This window comes from Desulfobulbus rhabdoformis, from assembly GCF_016919065.1.
Taxonomy (GTDB): Bacteria; Desulfobacterota; Desulfobulbia; order Desulfobulbales; family Desulfobulbaceae; genus Desulfobulbus; species Desulfobulbus rhabdoformis.
Genome location: NZ_JAFFQA010000006.1, coordinates 71,195 through 88,444, shown reverse-complemented (window position 1 = coordinate 88,444; position 17,250 = coordinate 71,195). Strand labels below are relative to the sequence as shown.

The window sequence follows — 17,250 nt, the reverse complement described above, 5'->3', positions numbered from 1 at the left end:
CGAAATGAAACATATGTTCATAGCCGTGGTAGCCTCGACGCTGCTGCTTGCACCGACCACAGGGATCTGCAAAAAATTAAGGCCAGAGGTGGAGCTTCGCCCCAGTCAGATACGCTCGGAGACCGTTGATATTATTTATTCGGGTAAGGAAACCCTGCATTACTCGGTTTCATGGAGTGGGGGGGTCAAGATTGGGGATATCTACCTGAAGATTCGGCCGACTTCAGAGTATGAGGCCGATTTTGTCATTGATGCAAAGGTTAAGGATTATGGTCCACTCTCCCTGTTTTATCCTGTGGATGACCGCTTTCGCTGTTTTGTCTCAGGTGTGTCAAAATTGCCGGTCCGTTACGAAGTTAAGCAAAACGAAGGCTATGATCATAAAACCACTCGTCTGAGTCTTTATGACCAAACTGCACACACTGTTCGTTATCAGAAAAATAAGAACAAGGTTCAAGAGTACACTTTGGATGGTGGTGTCTATAACGAGTTCACCTCTTTTATTATCTCAAGAGCCTTGAAGTACATTGGCCAGGTTCCGATTATAGTCCCGACCTTTGCCGATAAAAAACGGCATGCCGTTCAGGTTGCTGTTGTCAAAAAAGAGAGACGCAAGACCATATTTGGTAAACGTCCAACGCTGAAAATTGAACCACGCATGCAGTTTCGCGGGCTTTATGAAAAAAGTGGGGGGACGACGTTATGGCTCACCGACGACCGTTGTCGTGTCCCGGTTGAGATTCATTCGCGTATTGTCATCGGCTCATTGGTGGCGGAACTGGTGGACTACACCAATCCCGCCTGTCCGGAATTACAGCGCAAGCAAAGGTAAACAGCGAATCAAAGAATTTGCTTATCCGATTTTGATTTCAATTTTTTTCGGCTGGGTTGGTGCGACTTTAGGTAAACTCACCCGCAGGACTCCATCGACCAGTCGAGCTGCGATTTGGTCCTGATCAATGGTTTCAGCAACAGTAAATCGCCGCAGATAATGCCCGGTCTCATACTCTTCGAGAATAAGACGTCCCATGTGTTTGGGAGGTTGCCTCTGGGCGGCAATTGTGAGGATATTCTCTTCTAAAGAGAGTTCGATATCTTCAGGGGTTACACCAGGAACATCTGCAAGGACAACAACCTCCGCATCAGTCTCAAAAATATCGACATGGGGAGCAAAACAGGTCTCAGTTTTTGTGGATTCCTGGTTGGGTTGCACCGGTTTTTTATCCTGAATTTTAAGTTCTTGTGCAGACATGGACACACCTCATCACTCAGCAGAGACATTAATTTGGCGAGGGGTGACCGCACTCGCTTTCATCAAGGTAATGGTGAGCACACCATTGTTGAGTTTGGCTGCCACTCGTTCGTTATCGACTTTGACCGGTAAGCCAATAGCGCGGCTGAAACTTCCAGACTCTATCTCCCGTCTGTGATAGGAAATTCCCGGTTCACTCTGGTGATTGTCACGTTTACCTTGCAGGTTAAGCGTCTCCCCATCAATGGATAGACTCAGATCTTCCACGCGGACCCCAGGTAACTCGGCGGTGATAAGCAGTCGATCCGGTTCTTCGTACATGTTTAAGGGGGGGTAGACGTTGGCGGGTTGGTTTTTCCCTTTTTCCCCATAGGAGCGGGAAAGCTCATCAAGCCCCTGGCGGATTCGCTCAAATTCAGCCCAGGGGTTACGAAACGTCGGGCGATCCACAAATCGAATAAAAGCCATAGTGCACCTCCTTGAGGGCATGCGAGTTAATGATCATATAGAATAAGAACCCTCCTCTGGCATTGTCAAGAGAGCCTTTGTTGGACGTTGAGGCCTAAAACAGCTCGGAAAGTTTGTCTTGCCGGTGTCTTGATACAGTCCAGTCTGTTTGCTTCACTCAAACGTTTACAGAATTACTTTTTCCATATAAAACGACGACAAGAAACAATATTGTTTTTGTAACCAACCTTAGTTTCAGGAGTATGCAAAATGAGTACGGCTGTAATTGCCACCGATTGCCCGGAGCTGAACCTGCTGCACCGCGGCAAAGTTCGTGATATGTATGAAATTCCAGGTCATGCGGATAAACTGCTGATGGTGGCCACTGATCGCATTTCTGCCTATGATGTGATCATGGATGACCCCATCGCCGGTAAGGGAAAGGTGCTGACGGAAATCTCCCTGTTCTGGTTCAATCTGCTGGGGGATATCCTGCCCAACCATCTGATCAGTGCTGATGTTGATGAATTCCCTGAAATCTGCCACCAGTATCGTGATCAGCTTGAAGGCCGTTCCATGTTGGTGAAACGGACCAAGGTCGTACCGATCGAGTGCATCGTCCGAGGCTACATTTCCGGATCCTTCTGGAGCGCGTATAAAAAGGACACCACGGTTTGTGGCTTTACCCTGCCAGCAGATATGCTGGAATCCGATCAATTTCCTGAGCCCCTTTTCACACCCTCCACCAAAGCCGAGCAGGGATTGCATGACGAGAATATCAGTCTTGCCCGTATGGAAGAGCTAGTTGGAGCGGAACTGACGAAAAAAATGGCAGAGGCGAGCATTGCTCTCTACCAACGGGCTGCAGATTATGCCCGAACCAAGGGGATTATTATTGCCGACACCAAGTTTGAGATGGGAATTGACGGAGATCAGTTGATTCTTGTCGACGAGGTGCTCACTCCAGATTCATCCCGGTTCTGGCCTCTGGATGAGTATACCCCAGGTAAAGGACAACCCAGCTTTGATAAACAATTCCTTCGGGACTACCTCTCTTCGCTCGACTGGGACAAACAACCGCCACCTCCACCCATCCCTGCAGAAATTTTGGATAAAACCAAAAGCCGTTACGAGGAAGCACAGGTCAAACTGACACACTGACGTTTTTTCCCAAATAGAGCCTTAAAGAAAAAGCTCTTTCAGGCGACCTAAAAGCCCATTCATGCGCAGGTATTTCAGCGGCATGAATGGGCTTTTTTTTATTACCACCGAAATTAATCTCAAATATCCAACGGGAAAATTTCAGCGTCTTTATATGGTTTGGAAAAAAGTTCCATAACAGTTCATTGTTTCTGTATATGGCAAAATTGAGAATTCCAATCCACCTGAAGATGAGGCTCAATTATCCAAAGACGAGCCTACCAACCTCCCCGCCAAATAAGAATTTGCAGTGTGTCCATAAACCGTAAACTTAGCTCTGGCGACCAATATTTTCTATACAATGGTGGAGATCTAATTCTGGTCTAATTTTCATTTGCTATTGAGCCTTGTCACCATCGATCAACTTTTCTCCTCATCAGGTATCCAACGCTGCACATTTTTTTTCAAATGCTCTCTGAATAAAAAACGAGAGGAATTGAGGACGTCTATTCAAGATGATCACATGCCTCCATATCGGCCACTGATAGGCTTAGTCTGCCGCTCAAGTGATAATAAAAAACCAAGGCAAAAAAATGATGAACTCGCATGAAATGAAGAATTCAGAAAAGCTGCTCAGTAAAGTTCCTGAGGTAACCTTGTACTTTTGGATCATAAAAGTACTCTGTACGACTGTTGGTGAAACAGCAGCAGATTTTCTTAATATGAGCCTTGGCCTGGGGCTTATCGGCACGTCGGTAATTATGGGTGGGCTACTCGTAATGTCCATGGTTTTTCAATATCGTGCCAGCAAGTATATCCCATCCGTGTATTGGCTGACGGTTGTTCTCGTGAGTGTTTTTGGCACATTAGTGACCGATTTACTCACGGATAATATGCATGTTCCCCTCGAAACAAGCACCATTTTTTTTAGTCTGGCATTGGCGATAACCTTTTCAATCTGGTTTGTGAGCGAAAAAACGCTTTCCATTCACTCCATTTTCACGGTGCGACGGGAAACCTTTTACTGGCTCGCTATTCTTTTCACCTTTGCTCTGGGAACAGCCACCGGCGATCTTATGGCAGAGAGTCTTGGGTTGGGCTATCTAACGACCGGCTTCATTGTCTGCTCTGTAGTTGCAATCATGGGGATTGCCTGGAAATTGGGCCTTGATTCCATCCTTTCGTTTTGGATCGTTTACATCATGACCAGACCCTTGGGGGCATCTTTAGGCGATTATCTCTCCCAATCAACGGCAAGCGGTGGGGTAGGGCTTGGGCCGACAATGACCAGTGCCTTGTTTTTAGCAGCTATTGTGTTGACGGTCATTTTTCTTTCGATAACCAAGCGTGATATGATCGCTGGCAGCATAAAGAGTGAGAGGAGGTTGCGTTCCCGCAACGTTGTTTTTGCTCAAGTCATTTTCGTCCTTATCGCCTTACTCTCTGTTTCTTGGGGAGGGTACTATTGGCGAAATGGAGAGCTGACTGCCTCTTTAGCCAACAAATCCTTTTCAGATAAAGGAAGAGCAAGTGCAACAGTATCCTCCATGCGGCCTTTGGGAGATTTATCTCTTTATAGGACCATAAGTGTGGACAGCTTGGCATTGGTCGATTCCGGCAAGTTTGCCGAGGCAAAATCAAGGGTGAGAGACCTGGAATCTGCCTGGGATCGCGCTGCTGGAAGATTGAGAGCGATGGACAAGGAAATTTGGACCAAAGTTGACGATGCCATTGATTCAGTGCTCCACAATCTCAGGGCATTCCATCCGGATACCACGGAGTGCCATGCATCTCTTCTCTCATTGATAACGACGATTGACGCATTAGATCCTTCGCCGCTGCCTCAATAGCTAATTTCTTCTGGGTAAACCCCCGGCTTTGCCGGGGGACTCTCAAAGTTTGACGGATCCTGCAAAATAAAGAAGCCTCCAATTTCGTGGACCGCTCAAAGTCACGAAAAAGGAGGCTTCATGAACGACATACAATGTTTAAGCCACACGAAATGGGATTGCAAGTTCCATGTGGTGTGGATACCGAAATGCAGGAGGAAAATACTCTATGGTCAACTCCGGAAGAATCTTGGGGGTATACTCCACGAATTGGCTCGTCAAAAGGAAAGCCGAGTATTAGAGGGACATCTTCAGTCAGACCATGTGCATATGTTAATCTCGATTCCGCCCAAATATGCGGTCTCACAAGTAGTTGGGTATATGAAAGGGAAAAGTGCCATTCATATTGCTCGCACATATCTGGGCCAAAAGAAGAACCATTGCGGAATGAGTTTTTGGGCTCGAGGCTATTTTGTGTCAACAGTAGGCACCGACGAAGAGGTTGTGCGGGAGTATATCCGCAATCAAGAAAAAGAAGATCAACGTCTCGAACAACTGAACCTGTTTAAATAGGCGACCACCGAATGGTGGTCAGTTGATCTGTTAAATGTGCCGCTTTGAGCGGTTCTCAGGCTTTCAAGCCACCGGCTTTGCCGGTGGTTCTGACTTGATAAATAAAACCAGCCGGACGATTGTCAATTCCCGTGGTTGTTCTCAAATTGTTGGGAAGGTTCGACGTGTTTGCTACCGGTTTACAGGAGCCCTCCTGGGCAGAATAGAAACTAAAGTGGGAATTTAAAATGTTTCACCAATGTGTGGTTTGGCTTTCAGAAACTGCTGGTCAGTGGGGGTATCCCGGTATTGTCCTGCTTATGGCCCTGGAATCCTCTTTTTTTCCTTTTCCGAGCGAGGTGGTGATCCCACCGGCGGCCTATCTTGCCGCAAGCGGAAAAATGAATCTCAGCATGGTGATCCTCAGCGGTACAGCGGGAAGCCTACTGGGGGCACTGCTCAACTACTGGCTTGCGGTGCAATTCGGCCTTCCTTTTTTGGAAAGATATGGACGTTACCTGCTTATAAGTCCTCAGGCCCTTGAAAAATCACATCTGTTCTTTGAGCGCCATGGCCATATCAGTACCTTTATCGGACGTTTGCTGCCCGGTATTCGCCAATATATATCTTTGCCCGCAGGGGTGGCTCGTATGGGGCTTCTAACCTTTTGCGGAGCAACTGCGCTTGGCGCAGGAATCTGGGTTATGGTGTTGGCCGGTCTTGGTTTTTGGTTTGGGCGCAACGAGCAGAGAGTGCTCCACAATCTGCACTGGGTTTCCTTAGGGATGTTGACTGTCTGTAGTATATTCGCCTTAGTCTACTGGCTGAGACAAAAACAGAGGGTTTGACAGAAACCGCAGTTAAAAAAAAACGCAGGGCAAATCATTCCTGCCGAATCATAGGTGGTCTGGCCATTTTTTGCAGGCGCAAAGGTTGTCGATAACAAGATAATCCTTGCGCCTTTTTATTTTTGGGGGACGACTTGCACAATATGCATTCATAAAAAAAATGGGCTTCCTAATTCTGGTATAATTCTAATTCGCTATTGTACGAAAAACGCGAATAACCGCGTCTCTTCAACTTAGTGGAGTATGAACGATGAAACAGAATGTATTAGCCCTCGCACTTACCCTTGTTATGTTCTCAATGTCCAGCCCAACCTTTGCAAATACCATGATGCAAAACGATGCTTTGCCCACTCATCCTGCTCAAATTAGCCTTGCTCAAGCAATATCTGCCGCGGAACAGTATGCTGCAGGCACCGCATCCAAGGCGGAATTGGAGCAGGACGACGATCAGTGGGTCTTTGATGTCGAGGTTATCAATGGTCCCAAAGTCATGGACGTTAAAGTTGATCCGCAGTCTGGAAAAATCCTGGCTGCAAAGTTGGATAAGGCTGATCACGATGATCACCGGGACCGGGACAATGAGGACGAACACGAGCAGAAGGATTGATGCCTAAAGGACTGTGCCGAGGTGCCACAACGCTTCGGTACGGTCTCTTCTTGTAGGCAAGCAGGTATTCAGTCTTATCTGAACGGATTAAAAGCTATAGATAGGAATCACACAATTCAAAACTTTTAGTTTGAAGTACATTAAATGAGGCCTGGATATGAACAAATTTCGACCAAAAAATATTCAAGAAACCTTAAATAAGGTTCCGCAGGTAACGCTTATTTTCTGGATTATAAAAATTGCAGCAACCACCCTTGGAGAGACAGGTGGCGATACGGTCTCCATGTCAATGAACCTGGGATATCTTTGGGGAACAGCTATTTTTGCTGGCCTCTTTATGGTTGCAGTCGTCGCACAAATTAAAGCCACAGCATTTCACCCCTCGCTCTATTGGTTAACAATTATCGCGACCACCACTGTTGGTACCACTTTGGCAGATTTTGCAGACCGTTCGCTGGGCATAGGTTATGCCGGAGGATCACTACTCTTGTGTGGCCTTCTCGCCATGTCTCTCATTGCATGGTACCGTTCCATGGGGACAATTTCAGTGCAATCGATCAACTCGGACAAAGCTGAAACTTTCTACTGGGTAACCATCATGCTCTCCCAGACACTGGGCACCGCACTGGGGGATTGGACCGCCGATACGGCCGGCCTGGGATACAGTGGTGGGGCCGTGATTTTTGATGGACTTCTGCTCCTTCTTGTTGCCGCTTATTATTGGACCAATATTTCCCGCACTCTGCTTTTTTGGGCAGCTTTTATCCTCACCCGTCCTTTGGGTGCAGTGGTAGGCGATTTTCTCGATAAACCGCTGAGCTCAGGCGGTATGGCCTTAGATCGGGCAAGCGCATCGTTTGTGCTTTTTACCTTCATGTTGGCGTGTATACTGTTCTTTAAACAAAAATCAGCCGTAACTTCACATTGATGATCTCGGAAACCTGTGAACGACGGATTATATACTTGTATTTTGCCAACACCGTCATTGCCGTGTCGTAAAACGGGAATGGCACAACCTGAAGGACAACGTGATGCGCGTATTACTGGTTGAAGATGATCCGATGATTGGCGCGGCTATCCAGGACGCCCTTAAGGATGCTTCATATGCCACCGATTGGGTCAAAGATGGACAGGATGTACTTGATAACCTCCAATTCCAGCAGTACGACATCCTCCTTTTGGATCTGGGGTTGCCGGGGAAAGATGGGGTAGAGGTGCTGCAACATGTGCGTGGCCAGCAAAACTCGATCCCTTTATTGATCATTACTGCTCGCGATGGATTGGAAGACAGAATTCGCGGTCTTGATGAGGGGGCCGATGATTATGTGCTTAAACCCTTTGCTATGGAGGAGTTGTTGGCTCGCATGCGTGCTGTGTTGCGGCGCAAGGGTGGCTCGGCTTCTCCCCTGTTAACCAATGGCATCGTCAGCTTGGATCCCGTGACCAGGGAAGCTACAGGTCCTATCGGAACACCTGTCCAGCTTTCCAGTCGCGAATTTGCACTTCTCCAGGCCCTCCTTATTCGTCCTGGTGCCATTCTCTCCCGGAGTGAATTGGAGGACCGTATCTACAGCTTGGGAGAAGAGGTTGAGAGTAACGCGGTTGATTTTTTCATCCATGCAATTCGCAAGAAGCTTGGAAGCGAGGTTATAAAAAATATTCGAGGGGCGGGGTGGATGGTCGCAAAAAGCGCATGAAGGATAGATCGGAGAGCAACGAGCAGCCAAAGAGCAGGCACTGGTACGAAGAAGTATTCAGTAAGTGTGTAGGTGTAATCTCACCCCGTGTTCTTCAGACGCTGCGACTTGATTCACTGCAGGGTCGATTGGCGCTATGGCTCTCTGTCGCCATCGTTTGTGTTGGCGTGATAGCGGGAACCTTTGCCTTTGTCAGTGCTTTCATTGAGGCGCATGAGCTGCAGGATGATATGTTGTCCCAAGTGACCGCCCTGTTGCAGGAAAAGGGATTATCTGTTCTACCGACTACTGCTTTCGGTGAACGGCTGGTCCGTGATCCGGAATCTCGTTTCTTGGTGCAGATGCTTCCGAACGCACCAATAGCTAGCCAACAGAAGAGCGACAATCCTTCCTCCATCGCATTGCCAGCTCGATTGTCCGATGGACTGCATACGGTACGGGTGCATCACAAAGATTATCGGGTCATGGTGAAAACATGTGCCCCGGATCAAAGGCTTGCCGTAGCGCAAGAGACTGAGTTTCGTGATGAAATCGCTCGAGACAGTGCGCTGCGCACCTTGATTCCGTTTCTATTTTTGATACCACTTCTGCTCATTGTCGCCTCATTCCTCATTCGCACAATATTTGCTCCGATTACACACCTTTCTCGCCAAATAGACAGCCGAAGCGAACAAGAGTTGCACCCCATTGCTATAGAAAACTTCCCGTTAGAGGTTCGCCCCTTTGTGGGGGCCATTAACCGTCTATTCAAACGGGTAGATCAATCCATGACCGTGCAGCGGCGATTTGTCGCCGATGCCGCCCATGAGTTGCGCTCACCCATGACCGCTCTTTCCCTGCAGGCAGAGCGGTTGGCACAGGCTGATATGTCTGTCTCTGCCAGCGACCGGCTCCAAACTTTACGCCAGGGGCTCGATCGGGCGAGAAAGTTGTTGGATCAGTTGCTCACCTTCGCCCGAGCACAGTCAACGAGTGATCGATCGGGTATGAGGCTATCTGTACAGCAGCTTTATCGGCAGGTGTTAGAGGATTTGCTCCCCCTGGCTGAGGCCAAATCGATTGATATCGGGATCACTACTGCTACCGATGCCCTCCTTGAAGTCGATGCAGTGGATCTTCTTACCCTGGTGAAAAATGTGGTAGATAACGCCATTCGCTACACCCCCACCGGTGGACGGGTCGATCTATCGGTCGGACTTGGACCGGAAATAGTGCTCCTGGAGGTTGCGGACAGCGGTCCAGGCATTCCTGAAGAGGAGCGATTGCGAGTATTTGATCCTTTTTACCGGGTCCTGGGGAGTGAACAGATTGGCTCGGGGCTGGGATTGTCCATAGTCCAGACCATTGCCCAACGTATCGGTGCGAGTATCACGCTTGAAACGGCCGATCCGCAGACTGGAAGCGGTCTGCGGGTGAATATAACTCTAGCACGGGGAAATGAACACCAATGTAGTAGCCCCTTATTTTCGGTGGAGCGAAAGGCCTGGTAGAAAGATAAGCCCTAAATCGAACCAATCACGCCTGCTTCTCTGTATCCCTATCTCCCTCTGACTTATGTCAGAGGGATTTTTTTTGCTTTTTTTACGCAATTGTTCCCTATCTTCATCTTTTCTTCATCTTCGGTTTGCTAGGGTGACGTGCAATAGCCGTGTTAGCCACGGCAAAAGGGCGCTGGTGCCCCAATTTCCGATAAACAACTATGAGACAATAATGCGATCAACATTTTTGCCGTTTTCAAAGCCTTCCATTAGCGAAGCGGAAATAGAGGCGGTGGCCGAGGTCATGCGTTCTGGCTGGATTACCACCGGCAGCAAGGCCCTTGCTTTTGAACAGGCCTTTGCCAACTACTGTGGAGCACAGGGCGCGGTGGCCTTGAGTTCCGCCACTGCCGGTATGCATCTTCTCTTAACAGCCCTGGGGATAGGCCCTGGGGACGAGGTTATTACCCCCTCGCTCACCTGGATCTCCACCGTCAACCTGATACGCCTTTTAGGGGCCACCCCGATCTTTGCCGATGTCGAACGCGACACCCTGATGGTCTCCAGCGAAACCGTTGCCCCCTTGATCAGCGAGCAGACGAAGGCGATCATTCCGGTTCATTTTGCGGGTGCACCCGTGGAACTGGATGCACTGCGTCAGCTGGCTGCGGCCTCCCAGATTTCCCTGATCGGAGACGCGGCCCATGCAGCTGGAACCGAATATAGGGGCGAGCGGATCGGGCATCGTGGAACAACAATTTTTTCCTTTCACCCGATCAAGAATTTGACCTGCGGCGAAGGAGGTATGTTCTGCTCCGATGATGCAGAAATGCTCGAGCACATTCGACGCCTTAAATTTCATGGACTCGGCGTCGATGCCTTTGATCGGACCATGCAGGGGCGTTCACCCCAGGCCGAGGTCCTGGAGCCGGGATTTAAATATAACCTGACCGATATGGCAGCGGTCCTTGGTCTGGGGCAGCTGTCTCGGCTCGATGGTTTTATCGAAAAACGTACGCAGTTAGCTGAGCGCTACAACAAACTCCTGGTCGAGGTGGACGAAATCCTGCCGTTGATTACACCGACCTATCCCATGCGTCACGCCTGGCACCTTTATGTGGTGCGGGTGGACTCGAAACACGAAGGTATGGATCGGGACCGGTTCATGGCGGCGCTCAAAGAGAAAAACATCGGCACCGGCATTCATTTCAAGGCAGCTCACTTACAGCGCTATTACCGTGAAACCATGCCACAGCCGCAAGGAACTCTGAAAAACACCGAATGGAATTCGGCACGGCTCTGTTCTCTGCCCCTGTTTCCAGACATGGAACTCTCTGATGTCGATGAGGTGGTGGCCGCCATTAAGGAGGTGCTGGCATGATCGCTGCTCCAGAAATATCTGTGGTTATTCCGGTCTACAATGAGCGGGAAAACCTGCCCGAGCTGGTGGAGCGTTGCCTTACTGCCTGTCGTTCCATGAAGCGCAGTTTTGAGTTGATTCTTGTCGACGACGGCAGCCGGGATGGATCTCAGGCGCTGATTACTCGGGCTGCCGATGCCCACGATGAGGTGATCGGCGTCATCCTCAACCGCAATTACGGTCAGCATGCCGCTGTCTTTGCCGGGATGAAACAGAGCAGGGGAGAGATGGTTGTGACCCTGGATGCGGATCTGCAGAACCCGCCGGAAGAAATCCCGAAGCTGATACGTGCAATGGACGAGGGCGTCGATGTGGTGGGCACAGTGCGCGAAAATCGTCAGGACAGCCTTTTTCGCCGCACCGCCTCACACCTTGTCAACCGCATGGTGCAGCAGGCAACCGGGGTGATGATGCACGATTACGGCTGTATGCTCCGGGCCTACCGGCGGCCCATTGTTGAGGCCATGCTCCAGTGCTCGGAGCGCTCCACCTTTATTCCCATCCTGGCCAACAGTTTTGCCGGTAATACCGCTGAGATTGCTGTGCAACACGCCCGGCGGGAAAATGGAGAGTCCAAGTACAGCTTTCTCAAACTGATCTCCCTTCAGTACGACCTCCTGACCTCCATGTCGACCTTTCCTCTGCGGTTACTCTCCTTTCTTGGAGTGCTGATTTCGCTCTCCGGTATCGGTTTTGGTCTTTTGCTCATGGTATTGCGGGTGATTTACGGTGCAACCTGGGCAGCCGAAGGTGTCTTTACCCTCTTTGCCTTCCTGTTTGTCTTTATCGGCGCTCAGTTCATCGGCCTTGGCCTGCTGGGTGAATATATCGGCCGAATCTACCATGACGTGCGCAGCCGTCCCCGCTATTTCGTGCATGAAATAAGAGGGACTCGACACACGAAAATGAATTCGACATCCGTATCATCGATTTTTTGATGCCCTACTTCTTTGAAATACTGAGGAATATTCTATGAAAGCAGTTGTTTTAGCCTATCACACCATCGGATGCAGTGGCATCAAGGCCTTGCTGGACCAAGGGGTTGAAATCGAGGCTATCTTCACCCATCATGACAATCCCCTGGAAAATATCTGGTTTGAGTCGGTGGCCGAACTGGCAACCGCCCATGATATTGCCGTTTATGCGCCTGAGGATATTAATCATCCCTTGTGGGTGGAGAAAATTCGTGCCATGCAACCCGATATTCTCTTCTCCTTTTATTACCGCGATCTGGTCGGGCAGGAGATCCTCGATATTCCCGTACAGGGGTGCATCAATCTCCATGGCTCCCTGCTGCCAAGCTATCGTGGTCGCTGCCCGGTCAACTGGGTTCTGGTTAACGGTGAAAAGGAAACCGGTGTCACCCTTCATTACATGACTGCCAAGCCCGATGATGGCGACATTATAGGCCAACAACAGGTGGCCATTACGGAGGACGATACGGCCCTGAGTCTCTTTGGCAAGATGGACCAGGCCGCCAAGGTACTGCTGAAAGAAGAGTTACCTAAAATCAAGGCCGGCACCAACGCGCGTATGCCCCAGGATGCGGCGACAGCCAGTTACTATGGCGGACGAGGTCCCGAGGACGGAGAAATCCACTGGGATCAGAGCGCCTCGACCATCCGTAATCTGGTCCGTGCGGTGACCCGGCCCTATCCCGGCGCCTTTACTTATCTGGTCAACCGCAAATGTCTCCTCTGGCAGGTTCGCGTGAGTCCAGTCCAGGAAAAGGCCTATCCGGGAACGGTGCTGGCCACCAACCCGCTGACCGTCGCCTGTGGTGAGGATGCCCTGATCGTCGAATTCGGGCAGGTAGAAGATGGGGTCTACCTCAGCGGCCCACGTCTGGCTGAAGAGTTGAACCTCTCCGTGGGTATGCGGCTCAACGGACGTGTCGGGGACGTGACCCAGCTGCCGAAAAAAAAGCAGGTCTTGATTCTCGGGGTCAACGGCTTTATCGGTAACCATCTCTCCAAACGTCTGCTGGACAGCGGCAAGTATGTGGTTCACGGTATGGATCTGGGTACCAGCAGTATAGGTCATCTCCTGGGCGAGCCGGATTTTCATTTTACCGAAGGCGATATCTCGATTATGCGTGAATGGATCGAATACCATGTGCGCAAGTGCGATGTGGTCCTGCCCCTGGTTGCCATCGCCACCCCCATCGAGTATGTGCGCAACCCCTTACGCGTTTTCGAACTCGACTTTGAAGAAAACCTGCGGGTGGTCCGTTACTGTGCAAAATATGGTAAACGCCTGATCTTCCCTTCCACCTCTGAGGTCTACGGTATGTGCGGGGATGATGAGTTTGACGAGCTTCAGTCCAACTTTGTCCTTGGGCCCATCCACAAGCAGCGCTGGATCTACTCCTGCAGCAAGCAGATGCTCGACCGGGTTATCTGGGCCTATGGAGCCAGCGAAGGGCTTCCCTTTACCCTGTTCCGTCCCTTTAACTGGGTCGGGCCCAAGCTCGATTCGCTGCAGTCTGCGCGTATCGGATCTTCCCGGGTCATTACCCAATTTATTCTCAATCTGGTGGAAGGAACGCCCATTCGCCTGGTGGACGGCGGCAGCCAGAAGCGGTGCTTCACCGATGTGCGCGATGGGGTCGAATGCCTCTATCGCATCATCGAAAATAAGGATGGTCGCTGCAACAGCCGTATCTTCAACATCGGCAATCCCGACAACGAGTACTCCATGCAGCAACTGGCTGACATTCTACGGGAAAAATTTGCAGCCCACCCACTGCGTGGTCATTTTCCACCGGAGGCCGGAACCCAATTCATTGAAGCTCGTGCCTATTATGGCAAGGGCTACCAGGATGTACAGCACCGGCGACCTTCCATCCGCCAGGCGCGTACCATCCTTGGCTGGGAGCCCCAGGTATCCTTTGAGCAGTCGGTCTCTCAGACCCTGGATTACTTCCTTCAGGATGTGGTCCGCTCCCAGCCGGTGGCCGCATGATACCGGTCGGTCTACGGGTCGATGTGGACACCCTGCGCGGAACCCGCGTGGGTGTCCACAACCTGCTCACCCTCTTTGCCCGTCATCAAATTCAGGCCACCTTTTTCTTTTCAGTAGGACCGGACAACATGGGGCGTCATCTTTGGCGCCTTGTACGGCCCAAGTTTCTGTTGAAGATGCTCAGAACCCGGGCCGCCAGCCTGTATGGTCTGGATATTCTTTTGAAGGGAACCCTCTGGCCCGGACCGGAAATCGGCAAGCGATGCGCATCAACGATCAGTAGGGCAAGTGAGGAAGGCCATGAAGTTGGGTTGCATGCCTGGGATCACCACCGCTGGCAGTCACGCCTGCGTGAGCTAACCCCGGTGGAAATCGAGACCGACATTCGCAAGGGGTATGAGCGTTTGGTGCAGATACTGGGCAAGGAACCAGCCTGCTTTGCCGCGCCTGCCTGGCAAATCACCCCGGAGGCCTTGGAGGTGCTCGACCGCTTCTCCTTTGGTTTTCACTCCGACTGTCGAGGCACGGCCCCGTTTCAACCGGTGATCCACGGCCACCGCTTCTGTCACGTGCAGGTGCCGACAACTTTGCCCACCTATGATGAACTGATCGGTCTGGATTGCACACCTGCGGCGTATAATGAGCATCTGCTTTCACTCATTACGCCTGAGCGCTGCAACGTGTTGACCATCCACGCCGAGGCAGAAGGCGGGGCCTGTCTGGACCAGTTCGAGAATTTTTTGAACCAGGCGGCAGAGCATGACCTTGCATTTCAGCCTTTGGGTGCAATCCTCTCGCAAAGCGATCCCTTGGTCGAGTCTTCCATTGTTTCCCAAACAATAGAGGGTAGGGAAGGATGGATCGCCTGCCAGAAAACAACGACTCTCCCCGAACACCAACACTGCGGAGTACCTACCCCGTGAATACCGAACATCCTATCCACAACAAAAGGCAGATGGTCCTCTACACCTGCCTTCTGTTGTGCTTTTATGTGGTTGCTTATCTCCTCCCACTTGGGGCCCGCGATCTTTTCGTCCCAGATGAAACCCGTTATGCAGAGGTGCCCCGTGAAATGATCGCCACCGGCGACTGGGCGGTCCCGCACCTCAACGGCCTGCGCTACTTCGAAAAACCCGCCCTAGGCTACTGGGTGCATGCCGGAAGCCAACTGCTCTTTGGTGAGAATAATTTTGCAGTGCGTTTTCCCTCGGCGCTCTCTATTGGCCTTTCGGCACTGCTGGTATTCTTTCTGGTTCAAAAGGCCAGGACTGGAACGGGAAAGGATAAGGAGTTTGCACCAATAGCGGCAACTCTTGTCTTCCTCTCCTGTTTCGAGGTCTTTGGGGTTGGCAATACTGCCGTGTTGGATAACCTCTTTTCCTTTTTTCTCACCGGCTGCATCACCGCCTTTTACTGGGCCACCGAGGCTGAGCGAGGGAGCTCTCGTGAAAAAATCTGGTTGATTATTGCCGGAATATTTTGCGGGGTTGCCTTCCTGACTAAGGGTTTTCTCGCTCTGGCCGTTCCTGTGCTTGCCCTGGTTCCCTACCTGCTCTGGCAGCGTCGCTTTGTTGATCTCTTTCGCATGAGCTGGCTGCCTATTGTTGTTGCCGTGCTGGTCAGCCTGCCCTGGGCAATCCGTATCCATATGCGGGAGCCGGATTTCTGGAACTATTTTTTCTGGAACGAGCATATTCGCCGCTTTGCCGGCAGTGATGCCCAGCATAAGGAATCTCTCTGGTTTTTCCTACTGGCTGCCCCCGGCCTGGTTTTTCCCTGGACCTTTCTCATTCCCGCCGCCGGTGCCGGGATCAGACAGCGTTTTCGGGAGCAGGGAAGCGAGGGATCACTGCTGAAACTTTCCCTCTGCTGGATGCTTGTGCCCTTTTTCTTTTTCTCCCTCTCGCAGGGTAAACTGCTCACCTATATCCTGCCCTGTTTCCCCCCTTTTGCCATCCTCATGGGGCTCGGTATGGTGCAGCTTTTACAAAAAAATGGGCAGAGTAAACTGTTTCGTGGAGGAATAGCGATCAATGGTCTGCTGTTTCTCCTGCTCATGCTGGCTTTTATTGCCCTCCAATTTGTAGGCTTCCATGGTATGCGTCCCTACAGCCAGGCCTGGAAGGTGATTATGATCGTCAATGGCCTGCTCTTCTTTCTGCTGTTCTGTTACTGGTCCTACCAGGGGGGAAATCCGTATAACAAGATCGTTTTTGCAGGGACGTCCCTTCTTTTTGTCTATGTGCTCGCCCATTACACCCTGCCCGATAAAACCGTTGAGGTGAAATGCCCTGGGCCGCTGATAGAAAGAGACGCGCCACTTGTTGCTCAAGGAGATCTGGTGATCTCCGATGACGATACTATCCGTGCAGTCTGCTGGTACCTCAAGCGCGATGATGTCTACAATCTGGGGTCTCCAGGGGAATTGCGCTATGGATTTGAATATCCCCAAGCAGGTGATCGTCTCATTGATCTCAAGACGGCGACGGAGCTGATAGAGAAGCATCGGGGCCATGCCGTTCTTATTGCCCGGGAGCGAGCCTTGAAGCGTTGGCGTAATGCCTTGCCGCCTCCTCTTTTTCAGGATTTCAATGGTGAAAAAGGGTACGTGTTTCTCAAGTTTTAGAGGTTTTTTAAGGATACCATGGCTATCTATCTTCCCCTTATTTTGTTCGGTGTTTTGTTAAACGCCGCGGCACAGCTCGCCCTGAAGCAGGGCATGCGTCAGATCGGGTATTTTGACTTCATGCTCACTAATATTCCCCGCATTGTCTGGGAGGTCGCCGCAAACGGTTATATCTGGGCGGGATTGATCTGTTATGTTGTCAGCGTGGTGGTTTGGCTCCTCGTTCTCTCTCGGGTTGAAGTGAGCTATGCCTACCCGCTGCTCTCGGTGGGGTATATCGTAACTGCCTGCGCCGGTTGGTTCTTGTTTCATGAAAACTTAAGTCCGACCCGCTTACTGGGCATCGCAGTGATCTGTCTGGGCGTTTATTTCATTACTCGATCGTCCTGA

General features: G+C 50.8%; 17 protein-coding genes. 15 read left to right on the top strand and 2 right to left on the bottom strand.

Features of this window, described 5'->3' with window-relative positions; genetic code table 11:
- The first annotated feature begins 4 nt into the window (after positions 1 to 4).
- Positions 5 to 832, top strand: coding sequence for a DUF3108 domain-containing protein (locus JWJ90_RS04670; RefSeq protein WP_205226036.1), 828 nt, complete (start codon positions 5 to 7; stop codon positions 830 to 832).
- A 21-nt stretch (positions 833 to 853) separates the two neighbouring features.
- Here the strand turns inward: JWJ90_RS04670 and JWJ90_RS04665 are convergent, their stop codons facing one another.
- Positions 854 to 1,252, bottom strand: a complete 399-nt coding sequence (locus JWJ90_RS04665) for an Hsp20/alpha crystallin family protein (protein WP_205226035.1) — start codon at positions 1,250 to 1,252, stop codon at positions 854 to 856.
- A gap of 12 nt (positions 1,253 to 1,264) precedes the next feature.
- Positions 1,265 to 1,720 carry an Hsp20/alpha crystallin family protein gene (locus JWJ90_RS04660; protein ID WP_205226034.1) on the bottom strand — a complete coding sequence of 152 codons (456 nt, stop codon included), beginning with the start codon at positions 1,718 to 1,720 and terminating at the stop codon, positions 1,265 to 1,267.
- Positions 1,721 to 1,969: 249 nt separating this feature from the next.
- Here JWJ90_RS04660 and JWJ90_RS04655 point away from each other — a divergent pair, with 249 nt between their 5' ends.
- The 14 genes from JWJ90_RS04655 to JWJ90_RS04590 all read left to right on the top strand — a co-directional run bounded on the left by JWJ90_RS04655 (position 1,970) and on the right by JWJ90_RS04590 (position 17,250).
- Positions 1,970 to 2,860 carry a phosphoribosylaminoimidazolesuccinocarboxamide synthase gene (locus JWJ90_RS04655; RefSeq protein ID WP_205226033.1) on the top strand — a complete coding sequence of 297 codons (891 nt, stop codon included), beginning with the start codon at positions 1,970 to 1,972 and terminating at the stop codon, positions 2,858 to 2,860.
- 590 nt (positions 2,861 to 3,450) lie between these two features.
- A complete protein-coding gene (locus tag JWJ90_RS04650; RefSeq protein WP_240194748.1) occupies positions 3,451 to 4,689 on the top strand; it encodes a COG4705 family protein in 1,239 nt (412 codons plus the stop codon).
- 120 nt (positions 4,690 to 4,809) lie between these two features.
- The gene (tnpA, locus tag JWJ90_RS04645) at positions 4,810 to 5,241 is read left to right on the top strand and encodes an IS200/IS605 family transposase (protein WP_205226032.1); all 432 of its coding nucleotides are present in this window, start codon (positions 4,810 to 4,812) and stop codon (positions 5,239 to 5,241) included.
- A gap of 227 nt (positions 5,242 to 5,468) precedes the next feature.
- A complete protein-coding gene (locus tag JWJ90_RS04640; protein ID WP_205226031.1) occupies positions 5,469 to 6,068 on the top strand; it encodes a DedA family protein in 600 nt (199 codons plus the stop codon).
- Positions 6,069 to 6,318: 250 nt separating this feature from the next.
- The gene (locus tag JWJ90_RS04635; RefSeq protein WP_205226030.1) at positions 6,319 to 6,675 is read left to right on the top strand and encodes a PepSY domain-containing protein; all 357 of its coding nucleotides are present in this window, start codon (positions 6,319 to 6,321) and stop codon (positions 6,673 to 6,675) included.
- Positions 6,676 to 6,832: 157 nt separating this feature from the next.
- Entirely contained in the window at positions 6,833 to 7,603 is a 771-nt protein-coding gene (locus JWJ90_RS04630; protein ID WP_205226029.1) for a COG4705 family protein, read from the top strand.
- A 103-nt stretch (positions 7,604 to 7,706) separates the two neighbouring features.
- Positions 7,707 to 8,372 (top strand): response regulator transcription factor, encoded by a 666-nt coding sequence (locus JWJ90_RS04625; RefSeq protein WP_205226028.1) that lies wholly within the window; start codon positions 7,707 to 7,709, stop codon positions 8,370 to 8,372.
- The gene (locus JWJ90_RS04620) at positions 8,369 to 9,862 is read left to right on the top strand and encodes an ATP-binding protein (RefSeq protein ID WP_205226027.1); all 1,494 of its coding nucleotides are present in this window, start codon (positions 8,369 to 8,371) and stop codon (positions 9,860 to 9,862) included. Before JWJ90_RS04625 ends, JWJ90_RS04620 begins: the two co-directional genes overlap by 4 nt.
- Before the next feature lie 220 nt (positions 9,863 to 10,082).
- Positions 10,083 to 11,231 (top strand): aminotransferase class I/II-fold pyridoxal phosphate-dependent enzyme, encoded by a 1,149-nt coding sequence (locus tag JWJ90_RS04615; RefSeq protein WP_205226026.1) that lies wholly within the window; start codon positions 10,083 to 10,085, stop codon positions 11,229 to 11,231.
- Complete coding sequence (locus JWJ90_RS04610) at positions 11,228 to 12,208, top strand: glycosyltransferase (protein ID WP_205226025.1); 981 nt, start codon at positions 11,228 to 11,230, stop codon at positions 12,206 to 12,208. Before JWJ90_RS04615 ends, JWJ90_RS04610 begins: the two co-directional genes overlap by 4 nt.
- Positions 12,209 to 12,242: 34 nt before the next feature.
- The gene (gene arnA, locus JWJ90_RS04605; RefSeq protein WP_205226024.1) at positions 12,243 to 14,234 is read left to right on the top strand and encodes a bifunctional UDP-4-amino-4-deoxy-L-arabinose formyltransferase/UDP-glucuronic acid oxidase ArnA; all 1,992 of its coding nucleotides are present in this window, start codon (positions 12,243 to 12,245) and stop codon (positions 14,232 to 14,234) included.
- A complete protein-coding gene (locus tag JWJ90_RS04600; protein ID WP_205226023.1) occupies positions 14,231 to 15,157 on the top strand; it encodes a polysaccharide deacetylase family protein in 927 nt (308 codons plus the stop codon). Before arnA ends, JWJ90_RS04600 begins: the two co-directional genes overlap by 4 nt.
- Positions 15,154 to 16,860, top strand: a complete 1,707-nt coding sequence (locus JWJ90_RS04595; protein ID WP_205226022.1) for a phospholipid carrier-dependent glycosyltransferase — start codon at positions 15,154 to 15,156, stop codon at positions 16,858 to 16,860. The genes JWJ90_RS04600 and JWJ90_RS04595 overlap by 4 nt, the downstream gene beginning before the upstream one ends.
- 18 nt (positions 16,861 to 16,878) lie before the next feature.
- Entirely contained in the window at positions 16,879 to 17,250 is a 372-nt protein-coding gene (locus JWJ90_RS04590; protein ID WP_205226021.1) for an SMR family transporter, read from the top strand.